The sequence below is a fragment of the Kitasatospora sp. NPDC114501 genome (assembly GCF_055633695.1).
In genome coordinates, this window is the sequence record NZ_JBVKDS010000030.1 from 37,241 (window position 1) to 54,623 (window position 17,383).

14 protein-coding genes and 1 pseudogene are annotated in these 17,383 nt (G+C 72.6%); 6 read left to right on the forward strand and 9 right to left on the reverse strand.

The features are described 5' to 3' along the window. Positions 1-405: 405 nt before the first annotated feature. The 4 genes from ACZ7RU_RS36120 to ACZ7RU_RS36135 all read right to left on the reverse strand — a co-directional run bounded on the left by ACZ7RU_RS36120 (position 406) and on the right by ACZ7RU_RS36135 (position 6,037). Positions 406-1,554, reverse strand: coding sequence for a serine hydrolase domain-containing protein (locus ACZ7RU_RS36120; protein ID WP_470345244.1), 1,149 nt, complete (start codon positions 1,552-1,554; stop codon positions 406-408). A 110-nt stretch (positions 1,555-1,664) separates the two neighbouring features. Further along, the gene (locus ACZ7RU_RS36125) at positions 1,665-2,237 is read right to left on the reverse strand and encodes a sigma-70 family RNA polymerase sigma factor (protein WP_470345245.1); all 573 of its coding nucleotides are present in this window, start codon (positions 2,235-2,237) and stop codon (positions 1,665-1,667) included. 112 nt (positions 2,238-2,349) lie between these two features. Then, a complete protein-coding gene (locus tag ACZ7RU_RS36130; protein WP_470345246.1) occupies positions 2,350-3,183 on the reverse strand; it encodes an alpha/beta fold hydrolase in 834 nt (277 codons plus the stop codon). Positions 3,184-3,286: 103 nt separating this feature from the next. Then, positions 3,287-6,037 (reverse strand): AAA family ATPase, encoded by a 2,751-nt coding sequence (locus ACZ7RU_RS36135; protein ID WP_470345247.1) that lies wholly within the window; start codon positions 6,035-6,037, stop codon positions 3,287-3,289. Between the two features lie 176 nt (positions 6,038-6,213). Here ACZ7RU_RS36135 and ACZ7RU_RS36140 point away from each other — a divergent pair, with 176 nt between their 5' ends. The 3 genes from ACZ7RU_RS36140 to ACZ7RU_RS36150 all read left to right on the forward strand — a co-directional run bounded on the left by ACZ7RU_RS36140 (position 6,214) and on the right by ACZ7RU_RS36150 (position 7,715). Further along, positions 6,214-6,369 carry a hypothetical protein gene (locus tag ACZ7RU_RS36140; RefSeq protein WP_470345248.1) on the forward strand — a complete coding sequence of 52 codons (156 nt, stop codon included), beginning with the start codon at positions 6,214-6,216 and terminating at the stop codon, positions 6,367-6,369. Between the two features lie 153 nt (positions 6,370-6,522). Beyond that, positions 6,523-6,924 carry a nuclear transport factor 2 family protein gene (locus tag ACZ7RU_RS36145; RefSeq protein ID WP_470345249.1) on the forward strand — a complete coding sequence of 134 codons (402 nt, stop codon included), beginning with the start codon at positions 6,523-6,525 and terminating at the stop codon, positions 6,922-6,924. Beyond that, positions 6,921-7,715 carry an SGNH/GDSL hydrolase family protein gene (locus tag ACZ7RU_RS36150; protein ID WP_470345250.1) on the forward strand — a complete coding sequence of 265 codons (795 nt, stop codon included), beginning with the start codon at positions 6,921-6,923 and terminating at the stop codon, positions 7,713-7,715. Before ACZ7RU_RS36145 ends, ACZ7RU_RS36150 begins: the two co-directional genes overlap by 4 nt. A gap of 19 nt (positions 7,716-7,734) precedes the next feature. Here ACZ7RU_RS36150 and ACZ7RU_RS36155 read toward each other — a convergent pair whose 3' ends face one another. After that, entirely contained in the window at positions 7,735-8,328 is a 594-nt protein-coding gene (locus ACZ7RU_RS36155; protein ID WP_470345251.1) for a PadR family transcriptional regulator, read from the reverse strand. A 282-nt stretch (positions 8,329-8,610) separates the two neighbouring features. Further along, a complete protein-coding gene (locus tag ACZ7RU_RS36160; RefSeq protein WP_470345252.1) occupies positions 8,611-9,822 on the reverse strand; it encodes a DUF418 domain-containing protein in 1,212 nt (403 codons plus the stop codon). Between the two features lie 409 nt (positions 9,823-10,231). On the opposite strand from ACZ7RU_RS36160, the pseudogene ACZ7RU_RS36165 reads away from it, so the two are divergent. Next, a pseudogene (locus ACZ7RU_RS36165) lies at positions 10,232-10,658 on the forward strand (phosphatidylglycerol lysyltransferase domain-containing protein); the annotation flags it as partial. Positions 10,659-10,776: 118 nt separating this feature from the next. On the opposite strand, the gene ACZ7RU_RS36170 reads toward ACZ7RU_RS36165, so the two are convergent. Beyond that, the gene (locus tag ACZ7RU_RS36170) at positions 10,777-12,573 is read right to left on the reverse strand and encodes an ABC transporter ATP-binding protein (protein ID WP_470345253.1); all 1,797 of its coding nucleotides are present in this window, start codon (positions 12,571-12,573) and stop codon (positions 10,777-10,779) included. A gap of 213 nt (positions 12,574-12,786) precedes the next feature. On the opposite strand from ACZ7RU_RS36170, the gene ACZ7RU_RS36175 reads away from it, so the two are divergent. Continuing rightward, complete coding sequence (locus ACZ7RU_RS36175) at positions 12,787-13,467, forward strand: response regulator (protein ID WP_470345254.1); 681 nt, start codon at positions 12,787-12,789, stop codon at positions 13,465-13,467. Between the two features lie 88 nt (positions 13,468-13,555). Here the strand turns inward: ACZ7RU_RS36175 and ACZ7RU_RS36180 are convergent, their stop codons facing one another. Beyond that, positions 13,556-14,818, reverse strand: a complete 1,263-nt coding sequence (locus tag ACZ7RU_RS36180; protein WP_470345255.1) for a cation:proton antiporter — start codon at positions 14,816-14,818, stop codon at positions 13,556-13,558. A 617-nt stretch (positions 14,819-15,435) separates the two neighbouring features. Between ACZ7RU_RS36180 and ACZ7RU_RS36185 the strand changes: the two genes are divergently transcribed. Next, entirely contained in the window at positions 15,436-16,536 is a 1,101-nt protein-coding gene (locus ACZ7RU_RS36185) for a sensor histidine kinase (RefSeq protein WP_470345258.1), read from the forward strand. A 299-nt stretch (positions 16,537-16,835) separates the two neighbouring features. Here the strand turns inward: ACZ7RU_RS36185 and ACZ7RU_RS36190 are convergent, their stop codons facing one another. Then, complete coding sequence (locus ACZ7RU_RS36190) at positions 16,836-17,165, reverse strand: mycothiol transferase (RefSeq protein WP_470345256.1); 330 nt, start codon at positions 17,163-17,165, stop codon at positions 16,836-16,838. Between the last annotated feature and the right edge of the window lie 218 nt (positions 17,166-17,383).

Below are 17,383 nucleotides of genomic sequence, written 5' to 3' on the forward strand. Positions count from 1 at the left end.
TCGGCCGTCGGCCCTGACCGGGCCCGGCGAAATGGGGCGGTGCGTTCGGGAGACGAAGCACCGATCTGCTTGGTGGACAGATGAGTTGGTGTGTTCGGTCCGCGCCGGCTGACGGGCACGGACCGGACAGTGGCGGGCGGTGCCGCAGCGACCGGAAGGGCGGCTGTCCGGCTGCGGCCCCGCTCGGACACCGTCGACCCCGGCCGGCGGGGTGGGGTGTCCTGCGTCCTGACCTACGACGGAAGGAGCGGCTCGGTTCACCCCGAGAACGGCGACGTTGCGGCGCAGGCGGTGAATGCCGGTGCAGGGCGGCGACTTCCCGCCGCCTCGCGATGTGATCGGCGTCCGACCGCAGGCCGGACGCGGTTCGCCGAGCGGCCTCCGGGGGCGGGGACCGGGCGGCTCTCAGTCCGCGGTGGCCAGGACTTCGTAGACCCGCCTGAGGTAGCCGTGGGTGCGTTCCGAGCCGAGGAGGCCGTCGCCCAGCCGGTTCATCGTGTACGCGAACGTGACGCGCCGATCGAGGTCCATCACGACGATCGATCCGCCCCGGCCGACCCAGAAGCAGACCCTCCCGCCGGGCATGTGCGGCATCGTCCTCGCGTCGGCCAGCGCGAAGCCCAGGCCCCAGCGCACGGGGACGCCCAGGAACAGGTCGACTCCGTCGGACTGCACGTCGAGGACCTTGTCGACCGTGTCCGCGGAGAGAAGCCGGCGGCCGTTCACCCGGCCGCGTCGTGAGATCACGGAGAGGGCGCGGGCCATGCCTCGTGCGTTGCCGTGCCCGTTGACGGCTCCGAGTTCGGCCCGGCGCCACTGCGGGGTGTCGACGTGTTCGTCCCGGGCGGGGCTGCCGAGCAGCGTCTTCGTGAAAACCCCCTCCGGGTCCAGGCCGGCGGGCATCCCGGAGAGCGGCGAAGGGGCCACCAGCTCGGCGATGCGCGGCCAGTCGACCTGCCGCGCACCGATCTGGACGTCGGCCTGGGACGGCTCGGCGATCTCCGTGTCGACGAAGGCGGCCAGAGTCCGGCCGCTGACCCGCCGGACGAGCTCTCCTATCAGCTGCCCCTGCGTCTGCACGTGGTAGCCCGAGGCACTGCCCGGCGTCCACCAGGGAGCCTGCGCGGCCAGCCGGGCGCTCGCGGTCGGCCAGTCGTACAGGTCGTCCACGGAGAAGGGCCGCTCCCAGCCCGAGAGTCCCGAGGTGTGGGCCAGGACGTGCCGCACCTCGATGTCCTGCTTGCCCTGTGCGGCGAACTCGGGCCAGTAGTGCGCGACCGGGCGGTGAAGGTCCAGCACGCCCCGGTCGACGAGGACGAGGGCCGCCAGACTGCTGAGGGTCTTGGTGGTCGACCACAAGTTGACCAGCGTGTCCCGGTGCCACGCAACGGTCCTCGCCGTGTCGGTGTACCCACCCCACAGGTCGACTTCCATCACTCCGTCCACATCGACGGCGATCGATGCCCCCAGCTCCTCGCCGGACTCCAGGTGCGCGGCCAGCGCCGCTCGGACCGGTTCGAACCGGGCCGTGTTCTTTCCTTCGACCGTGACCAAGACACTTCCTCACTCGTGACGACGACCGTTCCCTCACACCACGGCGGGGACTCGACGCCGGTTCACACCGCGCCGCGAACGGACGAAGCCGCGCTCCGGGCGCTGCCCGACTACGACGAGCCCCGAATCCCCTGCTTCGCCAGAGCTCTGCGCAACGCCCGCACGGCGTAGAAAGCACGGCTCTTGACGGTGCCCGGCGGGATGCCGAGGTGCTCGGCGGCCTGGTTGACGCTGCATTCCAGGTAGTACATGAGGCGTATGACGGTTTGTTGCTGCTCATTCAGTTCCCCCAGCGCCTGCGAGACCACGTGGGAGTCGATCGTGGAGGCCGTGCTGTCGCGGGAGGCGTCCAGCTCCTCGACGGGCACGAGCTCCAGCGGCCTCGTCCGGCGAGCCCGGTGATGGTCGATGACGAGGTTCCTGACCACGGTGAACAACCACGGTCTGAGGCGTTCGTTGCCGCCGTCCAGGAACCCGGCGTGCTTCCAGGCACGGGCGGCGGCCTCCTGGAGGATGTCCTCGCCCTTGTGCCAGTCGCCGTCCAGCAGGCGCGTGGCGTAGCGGAGGAGCAGTGGGCCGTACCGGTCGTAGATGTCCCTGAGGAAGGCGTCGCAGTCGACGTCCGACGCGAGGTGCAGGGCGTTCGGCCGGGTCAGGTCGGGGGCAGTGGTTCCGGGTTCCATGACCGCGTTCATGAGAGGCGCCCGATCCTGTTCGAGTCTTCCGTGGCGTGCTCAGTCGCAAACGCGGGGAACAGCCACACACGTGCATCGTGCAATGGGGAAACGCCGGCTTTCAGGCGGTGAGGAAGTCGATCAGGGCGGCGTTGACCTCGGCCGCGTGGGTGAGCAGCAGCCCGTGCGGAGCGCCGTCGATCTCGACGTACCGCGCGTCGGGCAGGCGGCGGCGGAACTCGCGGGCCGTGGCGTCGATCGGCAGGATGCGGTCGGCGGTCCCGTGCAGGATCAGCGACGGCACGTCGATGCGCTCCACGTCGGCCCGGAAGTCCGTCAGCCACGTCGGGACGCACGCGTAGGCCGCCATGGGGGCAGAGCCGACGGCGGTGGCCCAGTTCGCCCGCAGCGCGGCCTCGCTGAGCCGCGATCCGAGCGTCTCGTCGGAGTTGAAGAAGTCGACGAAGAAGCTCTCGTACCAGGCGTAGCGGTCGGCCTGCGCCTGTTCCGCGATGCCGTCGAAGATGCTCTGCGGTACACCGGTGGGGTTGTCCGGCGTCTGCAACAGGAACGGCTGGAGCGAACCGAGGAACGCCGCCTTCGCCACCCGCTGCGAGCCGTAGGTGCCGAGGTAGCGGGCGACCTCGCCCGAACCCATCGAGAACCCGACGAGCACCACGTCACGCAGGTCCAGCTGCGTCAGTACGCCGTCCAGGTCGGCGGCGAAGGTGTCGTAGTCGTAGCCCGTCATGGTCTTGCTCGACCGGCCGAAGCCACGGCGGTCGTAGGTGATGACGCGGTAGCCGGCCCTGACGAGCGCGTCGGTCTGCTTCTCCCACGACTGCCCGTCCAACGGGTAACCGTGGATCAGGACGACCGGCTGCCCCGACCCGTGGTCCTCGTAGTAGAGCTCGATGCCGGTCGAGCCCTCGGCGCCGACGGTGACGGTACCCATGGTGTGCCTTCCCGCCCGTCCGCCGTGTGCGGACCGGGCATGGCACGAACCTAGGCAACAAGCAGGTCGGACCGCGTCCGTCGGACTACGTCTTCGGCGTACGTCATGATGCTGCGCCTTCGGGGTACGTCATGGTGCCACCCAGGACCGCGGCGAGCTCGCCGCGGGCCGCCACACCCAGTTTGGGGAACATCCGCTGGAGATGGGTGCTCACCGTCCTGGGCGAGACGTACAACCGCTCGCCGATCTCCCGGTTCGTCAGGCCCTGCGCGGCGAGCTGGGCGACGTGCAACTCGGTCGAGGTCAGCGAGTCGACCACGGCCGGATCCTGACGGGGCGACGACGCCCCCGCGGCGCGCAGCTCCTGCCGTGCCCGCTCCGCCCACGCCGACGTGCCGAGGGCGACGAAGATCTCGCGTGCGGCCTGTAGGACGACGCGGGACTCCGCGGGGCGCCGGTGGCGCCGCAGCCACTCGCCCAAGGCCAGGCGCGCCCGCGCCCGCTCGAACGGCCAGTCCGTGGGGACCGCGTCGAGGGCCGCCCTGTAGAGCGGCTCGGCGTCGTCCTGCGGGCTCAGCAGGGCTCTGCCCAGTCGCAACCCGCAGAGCAGGGCGGGCGAGGAAGTCGTTTCGCCGAGCGGGGTCAGCTCCCGCATGACGTCGCGCGCCGCCTCCGCGGATTCGCTGCGCACGGCCGCCTCGACCAGCTCCGCGACCGCGTAGAAGCGCAGCCAGGGGTGGAAGGCGGGATCGGCCGGGTCGAAGACCCGGTGCAGGTGGCCGAACGCGTCGCCGTAGCGGCCCTCGCAGAGCGCCGCCTGCCCGCGGGCCGTCTGCAGGATGGCCAGCACCGGGCGCCCTCCGCTGGGCAGGGCAGCGCGCTCGGCTTCCGCCGCCCACGCCTCCGCCGCCGGGTCACCGCTGACGGCGGCCAGCTGCGCGCGGATGGCGTTCACCATCGCGTGCACGAGGGGCTGACCGGTCTCGCGGGCCAGTGACGCGGCCTCCTCCGCAGCGAGGAGGCCGGCGCGCACGTCACCCAGCCGTGCGGCGCTCCCCGCCTGGACGCAGAGGGCGCGGGCCAGCATCGACAGCCTGCCCTGCGCTCGCAGGGCGTCCAGCGATCTCGTCGTCAACCGGCTCGCCAGGGCGGGGGCGCCCACCGTCACGGCGGCGGCGCCCAGGAGCTGGTCCCCCTCCGCGTTCTCGGAGGCGCGCCGCAGCTGACCCGCCAGGCATTCCATGACCGCTCCCTTGCGGTCGACCGGCGCCGAGTACGCCCGCAGAGCGACCAGGTCGGCGTCGTCGGCGTCCACGGGCATCCGGTCTGCGGCGGCGGCGACGCGCTCGCGGGCGGCCGGTCCCGGCTCTCCCCAGAAGCATTGCAGGACCGCGCTCCACAGCATGCGCAGCCCCAGTGTCGACTCGCCTCCGGCGGCGATCTCGACCGCCAGCTCGGCCAGTTCGGCGGTCGCGGCGCCCTCGCCCCGCGTTCCCTCGGCCAGCGCGATGCTGACCCAGGCCGCGCGGCCTCGGTCCCGGACGGAAAGGTCCAGTGAGCGCGCCTGGGCCAGCAGATGCGCCGCGACGTCTCCTTGGCCGGACTCCAGCGCGAGCTCCGCCGCCCGGAGCAGCCGGTCCGCCCGCGCGGACGGGTCCTTCGTCAGTTCCGCCGCCCGCCTCAGCGCGGCAAGGGCCGCGGCGACACCGCCCCGCCGCAGGGCTCTGCCGGCCGTGGAGTCCAGCTCCCGTGCCACCCGTTCGTCGAAACCGGCGGTGGCCGCGGCGCGGTGCCACGCCTGCCGATCGGGCTGCCCTTGGAGCGCGGCGGCCAGAGCGGCGTGTGCGGCCTGTCGTTCCGCGGCGGTGGCGGCGTGGTACATCGCCGAGCGGACGAGCGGGTGCCTGAAGGCCAGCCCCTGGGCTTCCACCAGACCGGCGTCGACCGCCGCGTCAAAGGCGGCGACGCCGACCGCCGTCCCGAGCATCCGGGTCGCGGCGGCGAGGCATTCGTCCATCGTTCCGTCACCGTTGAGGGCCGCGAGGAGCAGGACCGCACGGGTGTCGGCCGGGAGGCAGGAGACCCGTGCCGTGAAGGTCCGCTCCAGCCGCGCGGTCAGCGGCAGCGGTCCCGGGTTGAGCGCGTACGCCCCGCCGACCGACTGCAGCGCGGCCGGCAGCTCGGTCAGCGCCAGCGGGTTCCCGGCGGACTCCTCCAGCAGCCGCCTCCTGACCTGCTGTCCCAGGCCGGGGGCCACCGCGTCCAGCACCTCGCCCGACACCTCGTCCGTCAGCGGACCCAGGTGCAGCACGGGCAGGCCGGCGCAGCTGAGGTGGTCGTCAAGGTTCCGGGTGACGGCGACCAGGACGAGGGGGTCGGACTCGATCCGCCGCGCCACGAACCCGAACACGTCGAGGCTGGCACGGTCCATCCAGTGGGCGTCCTCGATGACCACCAGGAGAGGTGCCTTCGCTGCCGCGTCCGTCAGCAGGGTCAGCGCGGCCAGGCCGACGAGGTACAGATCGGGGACGGCCTCGTCGACGAGCCCGACGGCCGCGAGCAGCGCGGTGCGCTGACGTCCCGGCAAGTCGTCGATCCTGTCCCGCAGTTGGTGAACCAGCTGGTGCAGACCGGCACAGGGCAGGTTCTCCTCCGACTCGACCCCCACGGCGGTGATCACCTGGGTCCCGCCGCGCGCCGCCGCGGCCGCGGCCTCTGCGACCAGTGCCGACTTGCCGATCCCCGGCGCGCCGACGATCACCGTCGCGCCGCCCGACCCGGTGGCCCCCTGCTCGACCAGGGCAGCCAGCGCGCGACGCTCCGCCTCCCGACCCAGCAGCGCCCGCCGTTGCATGTCTCACTCCGTTTCTCCGTGCCGTCCCAGCCCCCGAAGGCTCCGTATCCTCGCGGGGCCAGGCGACCCGGCGGAATGCCACTGGCAGGGGATCTGGAGGCCGAGTCGAGGCCAGCGGCACCATGGTATGCACGCGCGCTCTCCACGACGCCGCCGGGATGCACCGGAGCAAGGACGTGCTCACCGTGCTGAAAACGGCCGCCGCCGCGGAGGAGAAGCCAGGTCAGAGGGGTCGCCATCGACGATCCTCTGACCGGGCGCTTCGTCCCGACAAACGCGTCTGCCTGTTCGTGTGGAGCTTCCAGGGCGAGTTCACCATCACCGGCCGATGACCCCGTGGCTCCCGTCGGAGACCAGGGCCGCGCCCGGAACGCCGTGGGCGCCCTCGCGACCGCCGAGGTTCGGTGCGTCCTCGACAGCGCCCGGATCGCGCGGCTAGGCTCGCGCGCAGTTAGCTATTCAATTTGTTGACTATGGAGCCCGCCGTGCACCCCTTTCGCGCAGCCGTCGAGGCCGGCGACCACAACGCCATCGAGGCCCTCCTGGCCGAGGACGTCGTCTTCACCAGCCCCGTCGCCTTCAAGCCCTACCCGGGCAAGGCCATGACCGCCGCGATCCTGCGCGGTGTCGGGCGGGTCTTCGAGGACTTCCGCTACGTCCGCGAGATCAACGGCGCGGACGGCCGCGACCGGGCCTTCGTCTTCAAGGCCGCCGTCGACGGCCGCGAGGTGCACGGCTGTGACTTCCTCCACTTCGACGAGGACGGCCTGATCGACGAGTTGACGGTGATGGTCCGCCCGCTCTCCGGCGCGCAGGCCCTCGCCGCCGCGATGGGCGCGCAGTTCGGGCGAATCACCGCCGAAGCGCTGGGCGCGTCCGAGGCATGAGCGCGACCACGGGCTTCCGCCGCTACGTCGCGGTCGGCGACAGCCAGACCGAGGGCCTGGGTGACGGTGACGAGACGGCCGGATGGCGCGGCTGGGCGGACCGGTTGGCCGAGACGATCTCCGAGCACCAGCCCGACCTGCTCTACGCCAACCTCGCCGTCCGCGGCCGGCTCGCCGGCCAGGTGCGGGCCGAACAGCTCTCCCCGGCCCTCGCGCTACGGCCGGACCTGGTCACCGTGGTCGCCGGGATGAACGACCTGATGCGGCCCGGTTTCGACGCGGGCGAGGTGGTGGCGGAACTCGACGCGATGTTCGCCGCCTTCACGGGCGCGGGGGCGCGGGTCCTCACCCTCACCTTCCCCGACATCGGCCGGATCGCGCCGTTGGCCCGCGGGCTGCGGCCCCGGCTCCTGGACCTCAACGCACGCATCCGGGCCACGGCCGACCACCGCGGCGTCGTGGTCGTCGACTTCTTCCCGCACGAGGTGACGACCGATCCGCGGATGTGGAGCGCGGACCGGCTGCACGCCAGCCCGCTCGGCCATGCCGGGATCGCCGCCGCGGCGGCCGAGGCGCTCGCGCTGCCCGGCAGCGACCGCGGGTGGACCGAGCCCCTGCCACCGCTCCCCGCGGCAGGGGTCCGCCGGCGAGCCGCCCAGGAGGCCGCCTGGCTCGGCACCTTCCTCGGACCGTGGCTGATGCGCCGCCTGCGCGGCCGCTCCTCCGGCGACGGAAGGGTCGCGAAGCGCCCGGAACTGCGGCCCGTCGCTGCTCCCCGCCCGGCGAACTGAGCCGCCGCCCCGAAGACCGTCAGACCTGCCCCTGCGCCGGCCCCCGCGCGGGGGCCGGCGCGGCGGCCCGCCGCTCCAGAACGGCGAGTGCCTGCTCGCACCAGCGCTGGTTCTCGTACTCGAACGACAGTCCGCGCATCAGCGTCAGATACGGCCCGATGCGTTCGGCCGTGGCGAGGTACTCGTCCTCGAAACGCCCGTCCAGCAGCCGCGCCCGCAGGCGCTCGTAGCGGGCCACCTTGGCCTGCGCCCACACCAGACGTTCGAGCAGCGCCGCGCGCACGGCCTCCTGGTCGCCCGCGTCCACGGCCTGCACCTGGACGAGCAGTTCGTCCCGGATCGCGGACGGCCGCGGCGGCGAGGCCGTGAACGACCGCAGGGCGGCGCGGCCTGCCTCGGTGAGCGAGAACAGCCGCTTGTTCGGCCGCCGCTCCTGCTCGACGACCCGGGCGCTGACCAGCCCCTCGGCCTTCATCCGGTCCAGCTCCCGGTAGAGCTGCTGCGGTGTGGCCATCCAGAAGTTCGCCGCCGACGCGTCGAACGCCTTCGTCAGGTCGTAACCGGACGCCTCGCCCTCCAGGAGGGTCGACATGATCGCGTTGCGCAGGGCCATGCCGCCAGCCTAGCGAGCGCCCCCGCGCACCGGCGACCGACGCGATTAGTCAACAAGGCACGTATCTCACGGACGCGGACACGCGGCCTGGGCATTCCGCGGCGAAGCAGATGTCCCCCGTAGCCGGTCGCCTGCCCGTCATCGACGGCGGCCGGCTGCGTGCTCACGCTGCCGACCGCCGTCGTGCCGGTCCGGTCTTGCAGCTCCTGCGGGCGGTGCCCCCGACGCCGGGCCCGACGCGGACGCGCTCCGGCCGTTCGCCACCCGCCTTCCCCGCCGCCCCTAATTCGCCGGCCTGGTGGCAGCGTTGAGCAGGTACTCCAGTGGGCCGCGGCGGAAGAAGCGGGACCAGACCGCGGCGAAGACGATCGCCACCAGGATGTACGTGAGCACGGGCATCCAGGACTTCGCAGCACCGGCGGTGGAGGCGGGCCACGCGGACTGTGCGAGGAAGTGGCCCACGTACGCCGTCAGAGACATGGTCCCCACGGCGATGACCGGCTTCGCCAGACGGCGCAGGCGCGGCAGGCGGTCCATCAGTACCGTCGTGCCCACGATCACGAGGATCGCGACGCCCACGCTGCCCACGATGTCGAACGTGGTGCCGGTGTGCGGCCCGGCGCCCAGCAGGTCCGAGGCCGAGGACACGAGCTGCTCGCCGGATCCGCTGCCGCTGGTCCCCGCCCCGGAGCCGCTGGACGCCCCTCCCGTCGTCGTGAACACCGCGCTCGTGCCCGCCAGCAGCGTGGAGATGCCGTAGGCGGCCACGGTGAGGGCGGCACCGAGCGCGGCCAGGCGGCGCTGAACGGCGACGGCGGACAGGTCGAGGCGGGCCAGAGCCATGCCGGCGATCACGAACGGCATCCACGTGATGGCCGGGTAGAAGCCTGTGAGCAGCAGATCGACCACGCCCACGTCGTTGAGGGCCTTGAGCGGGTCGTGGGCGTTGATGCTCTGGATGGACTCGCCCATCCACGCTTTCAGGACGAACGCCAGCTGCGGTGTGACGAGCGCGAGCCCGGCCGCGGTGATCGCCAGTGTCCTGGCGGACAGCCGCAGCAGCGGCAGGGCGAGGAGGAAGTAGACGCCGTAGAAGCCGAGGATGATGACGTCGCCGTACGGGATCGCCAGCACGCTGCCCAGCACCAGCAGGACGACGGCGCGGATCGCGATGCGGATCTTCGCCTGCCGGCCGGCCAGTCCGGTCTTCGGCACCCGGCGGCCGGCGATCAGCATCAGCGAGAACCCGGCGAGGGTGGCGAACAGGACCGACGAGTGGCCGTCCGCCAGGAAGCGGACCCAGGTGCCGACTCCGGTCGTGGCGTCCAGCGGCGGGCCGACGTGCACGACGTACATGCCGAACACGGCCAGGGCGCGGGCCAGGTCCACGCCGACCAGCCGCGCGGTGGACGCGGACTGCGCCGGCGGTGAGGGGTCGGTACGGGTACGGGTGTGCGACAGTGGCGACGTCTGCGCGGGGTCGATCTGTGTCATGGCGCCAACCTCTGCGACGGCCGGCCGCGCGGGACATCCGGCAGGCTTCCGTACCGCACCCGCCGGTCGGCCGGACGGCCCCCGCCGAACGCCTGCGACGGCCTCGTCGGCGCGCTGCCACAGCTCACGCGAGACTGCCCGGAAACGTTCCGTCCCCGGTGGCCACCGGGGACGGCCGCCGCTCCCGGTAAGGAAGCGACGAGTCCGCCGGGCCGAGGCAGCAACCACGGCCGCTTGCTCGTGGACGGGCCGCGATCACCCTGATGTCCCCGCACTCCGACCGGCGTGCGCCCCGCACGGCGGCGGTCGCCGCCGGCCGCCACCCCTCCTGCCGACCGGCGGAGGCACCGCGGCCGTCCGGCGGGGCACCTCCGGCTCGCCGCCGGATGGGATCCGCGACCGCCCGCGGCTGAAGCGGGTGTCGCTGAACTTCGCGATGTTCCGCTCGGTCTTCGAGCGCGGTTCGCGGTTCGCGCCTGGGTGCCGGTCCGGTGCTGCGGCTGTGGCGCTCGGTCCTGGGATTCCTCTCGCGCTGGTGGCAGATCGAGTCGCTGTACCGCGCCAACGCCAAGTACCGGCCGATCTGGGAACCGCGTTACCTGCTCTTCGGGAAGAGCAGCGAGATCCCCCGGATCGGCATCGCCGGCGCCCGCGCCGAGGGATTCCTGCCCGCTCCCACACTGCCGGGGCCCCGGCGCTCCCGAATCCGTGAGAAGTCGGGAGCGCCGAGGCCCGCGGCGCCGCGTCCGGGGGTGCTTCCGACCGGCGTCGAAGCAACGCGACGCCCCAACTCTGACTGCCCGCCGGGAGCCGGCCAACCCGCCGGTCGGCCGTAGCCACCCGCCGGTCGGCGCCCGGAACAGGCTGCTTTTACACACGGCCACCCTGTGCCCGGCGCCGGACCGCGCGGCACCGGCTTCGGCACCGCGCGGCCGTGTGTACGGCATGTCGGGGTCAGCCGGCCGGGGCCAGCAGTTGGGTGGTGGCCAGCTCGGCGTAGAGCTCGTCCTGCTCGACGAGTTCCGCGTGGGTGCCGACGGCCCGGACCCGGCCCGCGTCCATCACCACGATCCGGTCGGCGCCGGTGACCGTGGACAGGCGGTGGGCCACCACCAGGACGGTGGTCTCCCGGGCCGCCTGCGCCACGATGTCCCGCACCGCGAGCTCGTTGACGGCGTCGAGCTGTGAGGTCGCCTCGTCGAGGAGCAGCAGGCGGGGCCGCCGCAGCAGTGCGCGGGCGATGGCGACGCGCTGGCGCTCGCCGCCCGAGAGCTTGGAGCCGCGGTGGCCGACCAGGGTGTCCAGGCCCTCGGGCAGGCGGGTGACCAGAGCGTCGAGTCTGGTGCGGGTCAGGATGTCGGCCAGGTCCTCGTCCGAGGCGTCCGGTGCGGCGAAGAGCAGGTTCTCGCGGAGCGTGCCGGCCAGGACCGGGGCGTCCTGCTCGACGTAGCCGACGGAGTCCCGCAGCCGCGGCAGCGACCAGTCGCGGACGTCCTCGCCGTCCACCAGCACTCGTCCGCCGGTCGCCTCGTGGAAGCGTTCGAGCAGGGCGAAGACCGTGGACTTGCCCGCGCCGGACGGGCCGACGAAGGCGGTCATCCCGCCGGCCGGCACGTCGAACGTCACCTCGTGATGGATCTCCGGCAGGTCCGGGCGGTAGCGGAAGGACACCTGCTCGAAGCGGACCGACGCGGGGCCCGTGCCCGCGCCGTCCTCCGCGCGGGCGGGCAGGGTGAGCCGACGCAGTTCCCGGTGTTCGGTGGCGAGCTGCTGCGCCCGGGTGATCCGGGAGATCGCGGCCGCGCCCTCCTGGTACTGGGAGGCGGCGTCGACCAGCCGGGAGACCGGGTCGATCAGGTAGAAGACGTAGAGCAGGAAGGCGATCAGCGTGGAGACCGGGATCGCTCCGGACGCGACCCGGGCCCCGCCGACGGCGAGCACCGCGAGGAACGCGAGCTCGACGGCGAGGACGTCCGCGGACTTCGCGAGTGCCTCCCACTTGGCGCCGCGCACGCCGTGCTGCCAGGCCCGTTGTGCGGCGGCCGTCACCCGGGCGGTCTCCCGTTCCTCGGCGCCGGACGCTTTCACGGTGCGGTAGGCCCCGAAGGCGCGTTCCAGTTCGGTGGAGATCTCGCCGACCGCCTCCTGCGAGCGTTCGGTGGCCTCGGAGATCTTCGGCATCATCAGGGTGGCGGCCCCGCCGACCACGGCCAGGACGCCGAGCGTCACCCCCAGCAGGACGGGGTCCAGGACGGCCATCAGGACGACGGCCGCGATCAGGGTGACCACGCCGGTGGCGCCGGAGACCAGTTCCCGGGTGGTGACGGCGCGCAGCAGTGTGGTGTCCGCGGTGACGCGGGACATCAGGTCGCCCGGGGGGATGCGGTCCACCTCCGAGATCCGCAGGCGCAGCAGCCGTCCGATCAGGCTTCGTCGGGCGGCCAGCACGACGGACTCGGCGGTGCGCTCCAGCACGTACCCGCCGAGCGCCTCGAACACCGTGCCGAGCAGCACGAGCGCGGTGAGGGAGAGCACGATCGCGGTGATGGTCTGACCGGACGAGAGCCGGTCCACCAGCGCCTTGGTGGCCAACGGTTGCAGAAGTCCGCCGGCTGCCCCCACCAACGCGCACAGCAGGCCGAGCGCGATCGTCCACCGATGCGGCCGGACGTAGCCGTACAGCGCCTTGAACGTCGCCCGCGCGGACAGCGGCGGAGTGTCCGCGCCCGTCGGACCGGATGCGGTGTTCACGGGATTCCTCTCAGCTGGTGGCGTACCGGTCCAGCGTGACGGCGCGCGGCGCTGTGCCCCATCCGGTGACCGTCCGGATCACCCCCGCCTTCCGGCCGGCACCTCCCCGCCGGGTGGCGCGTGGCCGCACCGGTGCCCCGTGGGCGCCGGTGCCGGGTGGACAAGGGATCATGGGGCGGTACGGCAGGGGTCCTGAGACAGCGCGGAGGATGTGTGATCCGGGTAGTGGTGGTGGACGACGAGGCGCTGATCAGGTCGGGATTCGGCATGATCCTCAATGCGGCGGAGGACATCGAGGTGGTGGCGACCTGCGTCGGGGGGCAGGCGGTTGCCACCGTGCGGGAGCACCGGCCGGACGTCGTCCTGCTCGACATCCGGATGCCGGACGTGGACGGGCTCAGCGTGCTGCGGGAACTGGTGGCGCTGCCGTCGCCGCCGGTGGTGGGGATGCTGACCACCTTCGACACGGACGAGTACATCCTGACCGCGCTGAACTCCGGGGCGGCCGGTTTCCTGCTCAAGGACACCGAGCCCGAGCACCTCGCCCCGCAGGTGCGCACCCTCGCGGCGGGCGGGGTGGTCCTGTCGCCCAAGGCCTCGCGGAGCCTGCTGCGCGGCCATCCCGGCAGTGGTCCGGCCGTGGTCGACGCGGAGGCCGGGCGGGTCGACCGGCTCAGCGACCGGGAGCGGGAGGTGCTGGTGCTGCTCGCCGAGGGGCTGTCGAACGCCGACATCGGCGTACGCCTCCACCTGGGGACCGGCACGGTGAAGGACCACGTCAGCGCGATCCTCACCAAGCTCAGGGTCGGTGGGCGGGTGCAGGCCGCGCTGCTCGCCCAACGCGCCGGGCTGCTGGCCGACGTCCCGAACGGGACGGGTAAGCGGCGTCCGTGACGCGGGGCGTCGGGGCCCACTCGCGCCGTGCGGTGGTCGAGGAGCGAGCAGCCTCGACTCTTCCGACGGCTCGGGCGTCCCCGACTTCTCAGGCACTCCCGGCATCCACCGCCTTCTCCCGACGGGGCCGGGCGCTGCCGCGCAGCGCGCGGGCGATGGCCAGCGACCCACCGCCGTGCAGCAGGATGCTGCCGAGGACGACGACGACCATCGCGTCGAGTGCGCTGTTCGCCGCCGGCCCGTCCGGGAGGGCGTTGAAGGCGAGCAGCCCGAACACGATCGAGGTGGTGCCGCGCGGCCCGAGCGCGCCGACCATCAGCCGCTCGGCCCGGCTGAACCGGGAGCCCAGCAAGGACAGCAGGACCGGCACGATCCGCAACACGGTGAGCGCCGCCGCGCACAGCACCAGCACCGGCCAGTCGAGGCCGAGGCTGAACGTCAGCACGACCGCGTTGCCGAAGAAGAACCACATCACCATGGTCATCATGGCGCTGGTGTCCTCGAGCAGCTGGAAGTCCGAGCCGGCCGGCACCGCGGCGCCATGGCGCTCCGGGGCCCGCCGCATGGACCGGAAGGCGACACCCGCCACGAACGAGGCGACGAAGCCGTTGCCGTGCACCGCAGTGGTCAGCGTGTAGGCCAGCAGCGGGACGATCAGCACCAGGATCCGCCGGGACTGGTCGGTCATCCCGTGCGCGCGCTGGGCGAGGTTCATCAGCCAGGCCAGCAGCGCGCCCACCAGCGCGCCGACCAGCAGCGCCTTGACCGCGAACGGTACGGTGGTGCCCAGCGCCTCCAGTGGCGTGCGCTTCTCGGCCGTCGACCCGGCCAGCACCAGGGCGAACAGGAACAGCGGCGACACGATGCCGTCGTTGTAGCCGCTCTCCACGTTGAGCACGCTGCGCACCCGGGCCGGGATGCGCCGGTCGCGGACCAGGATCTCGGCCGGGGCGAAGTCCGTCGGGATGATGACGCAGGCGATCAGCAGCAACGCCGCGACCGGCAGGTCCGGCAGCAGCAGCCCGCCGAGCAGGACCGTCGCGCCGAGACTCAGCGGCAGGGCGACCAGCAGCACCCGGGCGGCCGAGCCCGGATCGCGGCCGAACAGCCGCCCGCCCCGCAGCTCGGTGGCGTCCACGAACAGCAGCACGGCCAGGATGATCTCCGCCACCCGTTGGGCGATCACGGAGTTCATGGCAGCGGCGATCTCACTGTGGGTGAACAGGCCGGTGACCACGCCCGCGAGCACCAGCACGAGCGGCGCGCGTACGTGCCGGCGTTCAAGCCGCCCGGCGACGAGCGACCAGCCGGCCACCACCGCGGTGACCACGATCAGGACAGGAATCAGCAAGGGAACTTCCGCTTCCGAACGACGACGGGGTGGACACCTCCGGCGGCTCATGCCCGACCGGAGGTGTCCGTCGGTCCTGACTACATGCCCGGGCAGCGCCCGAGCGTGTGGGCGCCCCAGTCCGCAGACCAGTGTCGCAGCCGACGGTCCCCATCCCACCCCGTAGGCCGTACCCACTCACCCCGCCGACCGCCGGGAACACCCCCGCCGACCGGGCGGAGCATCCGTGACGCTGGAGGGCCCGCCACCTCGACGGGTCTCCGTGACCGGGTGCCCCTGCCGACTGGACGTGAACACCCCGCCGGGTGGCCGGAGCTGCCGCACGGCCACCGCCCCGACGACACCGAAGCCTTAGGGTCGGCTCCGACGGAGACACCTGCCGGAGCGGGGCGGACCGACTCAGCCCGGCCACACCCCGTGACGGCCCACCCGGTCGCCCTCGGGGCGTCGACCACGATCCGGGCCGAGGCGGCAGGAACGGAACAGAGCGAAGGCGAGGCGGCACGATGAGGATGAAGGCGGTGACGGAACGGGAGGCTGCGGCGAGCCGCACGACGGCCGACAGGAACCAGCCGCAGTCGCAGGGGGCGGGCCGAGCCCGCGCGCTGTGGGCACGGGTGCCGGCGCCGGTCGTGGACGGCGCCCTGGTCGTGGCGGCGGGCATCGACGCCTGGCTGAATCTCACGGAGGACCCGGGGGCGTTCGATCCGGCCGTGGCCGCCGTCGCCTGCGCCGCACTGGCACTGCGCCGCAGGTTCCCCCTCGCCGTGCTGCTGCTCACCCTGCCGATCGCCTTCACCCAGGACGACATCGCCCTCGCCCCGATCGTGGCGCTGTTCACCCTCGCCGAACGCTCCCGCAACCGCCGGCTGCTCGCGCTCTGCGCTCTCGGCACCGCGCTGGCCGGAATCGTCCCGTGGTCCCTCGGTGGCCCCTTCGAGGTCAGCCGGACCTTCACCCTGGTCACGTTCGTGTACAGTCTCGCCACCGCGGCCGCCGCCGTGCTGTTCGGACAGCTCCTCCAGACCCGCAGGGACCTGGAGCGGCAGATGGTCGAGACCGAGGAGGCCAGGGAGCACGAGCGGATCCTGCACGCCCAGACCGTCCTCGCCCGCGAACGCGCCCAACTGGCCCGCGAGATGCACGACGTGGTCTCCCACCAGGTCAGTCTGATCGCCGTGCGTGCCGGGGCACTCCAGATGTCCACCAGGGACGAGGACGCCAAGGACGCCGCCCGCACCATCCGCTCCCTGAGCGTCACCACGCTCGACGAACTGCGCACCATGGTCAGGCTGCTGCGCGCCTCCGGCGGCCGCGACACCGAACTGGCCCCCCAGCCCACCCTGGCCGACCTGCACCGGCTCGTGGACTCCAGCGGCATCGAGACCCGCCTGACCGGGCAACTGCCTTCCGACCTCGGCGCCTCCGCCCAGCGGGCCGTGTACCGGACGGTCCAGGAGGCGCTGACCAACGCCCGCAAGCACGCCCCCGGTGCCACCGCGACCGTCGAACTCTGGCAGGACGGGGCCGATGTCGGGGTGACCGTCACCAACAGCGCGCCCGCCCGCCCTTCCCTGGCTCTGCCAGGCTCCCAGCAGGGCCTGATCGGTCTGCGCGAACGCGCCGAGATCCTGCACGGCGCCCTCGAAGCCGGCCCTGCCCACGGGGGTGGCTACCAGGTCAGCCTGCGCATCCCCCTCACCGCCAACGGCGACTGAAGGGCAGGCCGCACCTCTGCAGCCGACGGACGCTGCGGCGTCTACGCCGAGGCGGTCGGCGACCAGCGACTCGAACGACGGATGGGCTGGGTACCGGCGACGTCCAGGCGGTGCCGACGTCGCCCTGATCGTGGGGCCGATCGGTTCGGCTCTACTGGTTCTGGCCCCGACCCGTTCCCACCGCAGCGGCTGACTGGCCGCGGGACACCGAGCGGATCACCCGCCGAGCCTTCCGGACGGCCGCCGAGATACGCGGGTTCTTTCACGATCTTGATCGTCCGCAGGGAGCGGCTCGCTGACTATGTGAACCCGCCCCCCGGGCCGTTACGTTTAGGAGACGAACTGCACTGTTTCGCCACGACGCGACCGGCTCTTCTACGGTGCTCGCGGAGGAGGTCCGCGTGGCCGTTGTCTCGCGCGTATTCCTCGATCGTGTGGGTGAGGATGAAGCGGAGCGAGAAGAAGTCGTCTCGGCACCGCCCGATGAGGTCAAGGGACTCGGCGGCACGCATGATGCTGCGGGGGATCGCGCGCATTCCTCGTGCCAGATCTTGGAATGCCTCGGCCGGATCTGTGGTGTCGACGTCGAAAGCGCCGCCGCTTCTCGGCGTGGCGTGCTCATCGGCCACCGCAGAGGTTCGGTCCTCTTCTGATCGCCCACCGGACCGTCACGTCAGCGAGGGGCGCCTGGCAGGGCTTCGACGGCGCCGGGGCGCTCGGCAAGGATGCCGAGCTCCCCGGCGACAGCGTTCTATTCGCGGATGCCTGCGGCTTCGATTGCTCGTTGGCGGGTTGCGCGTGTGGTTGCTTGTGCTGCGGTGGCCAGGGTGACGAGGGCGCAGAGTGC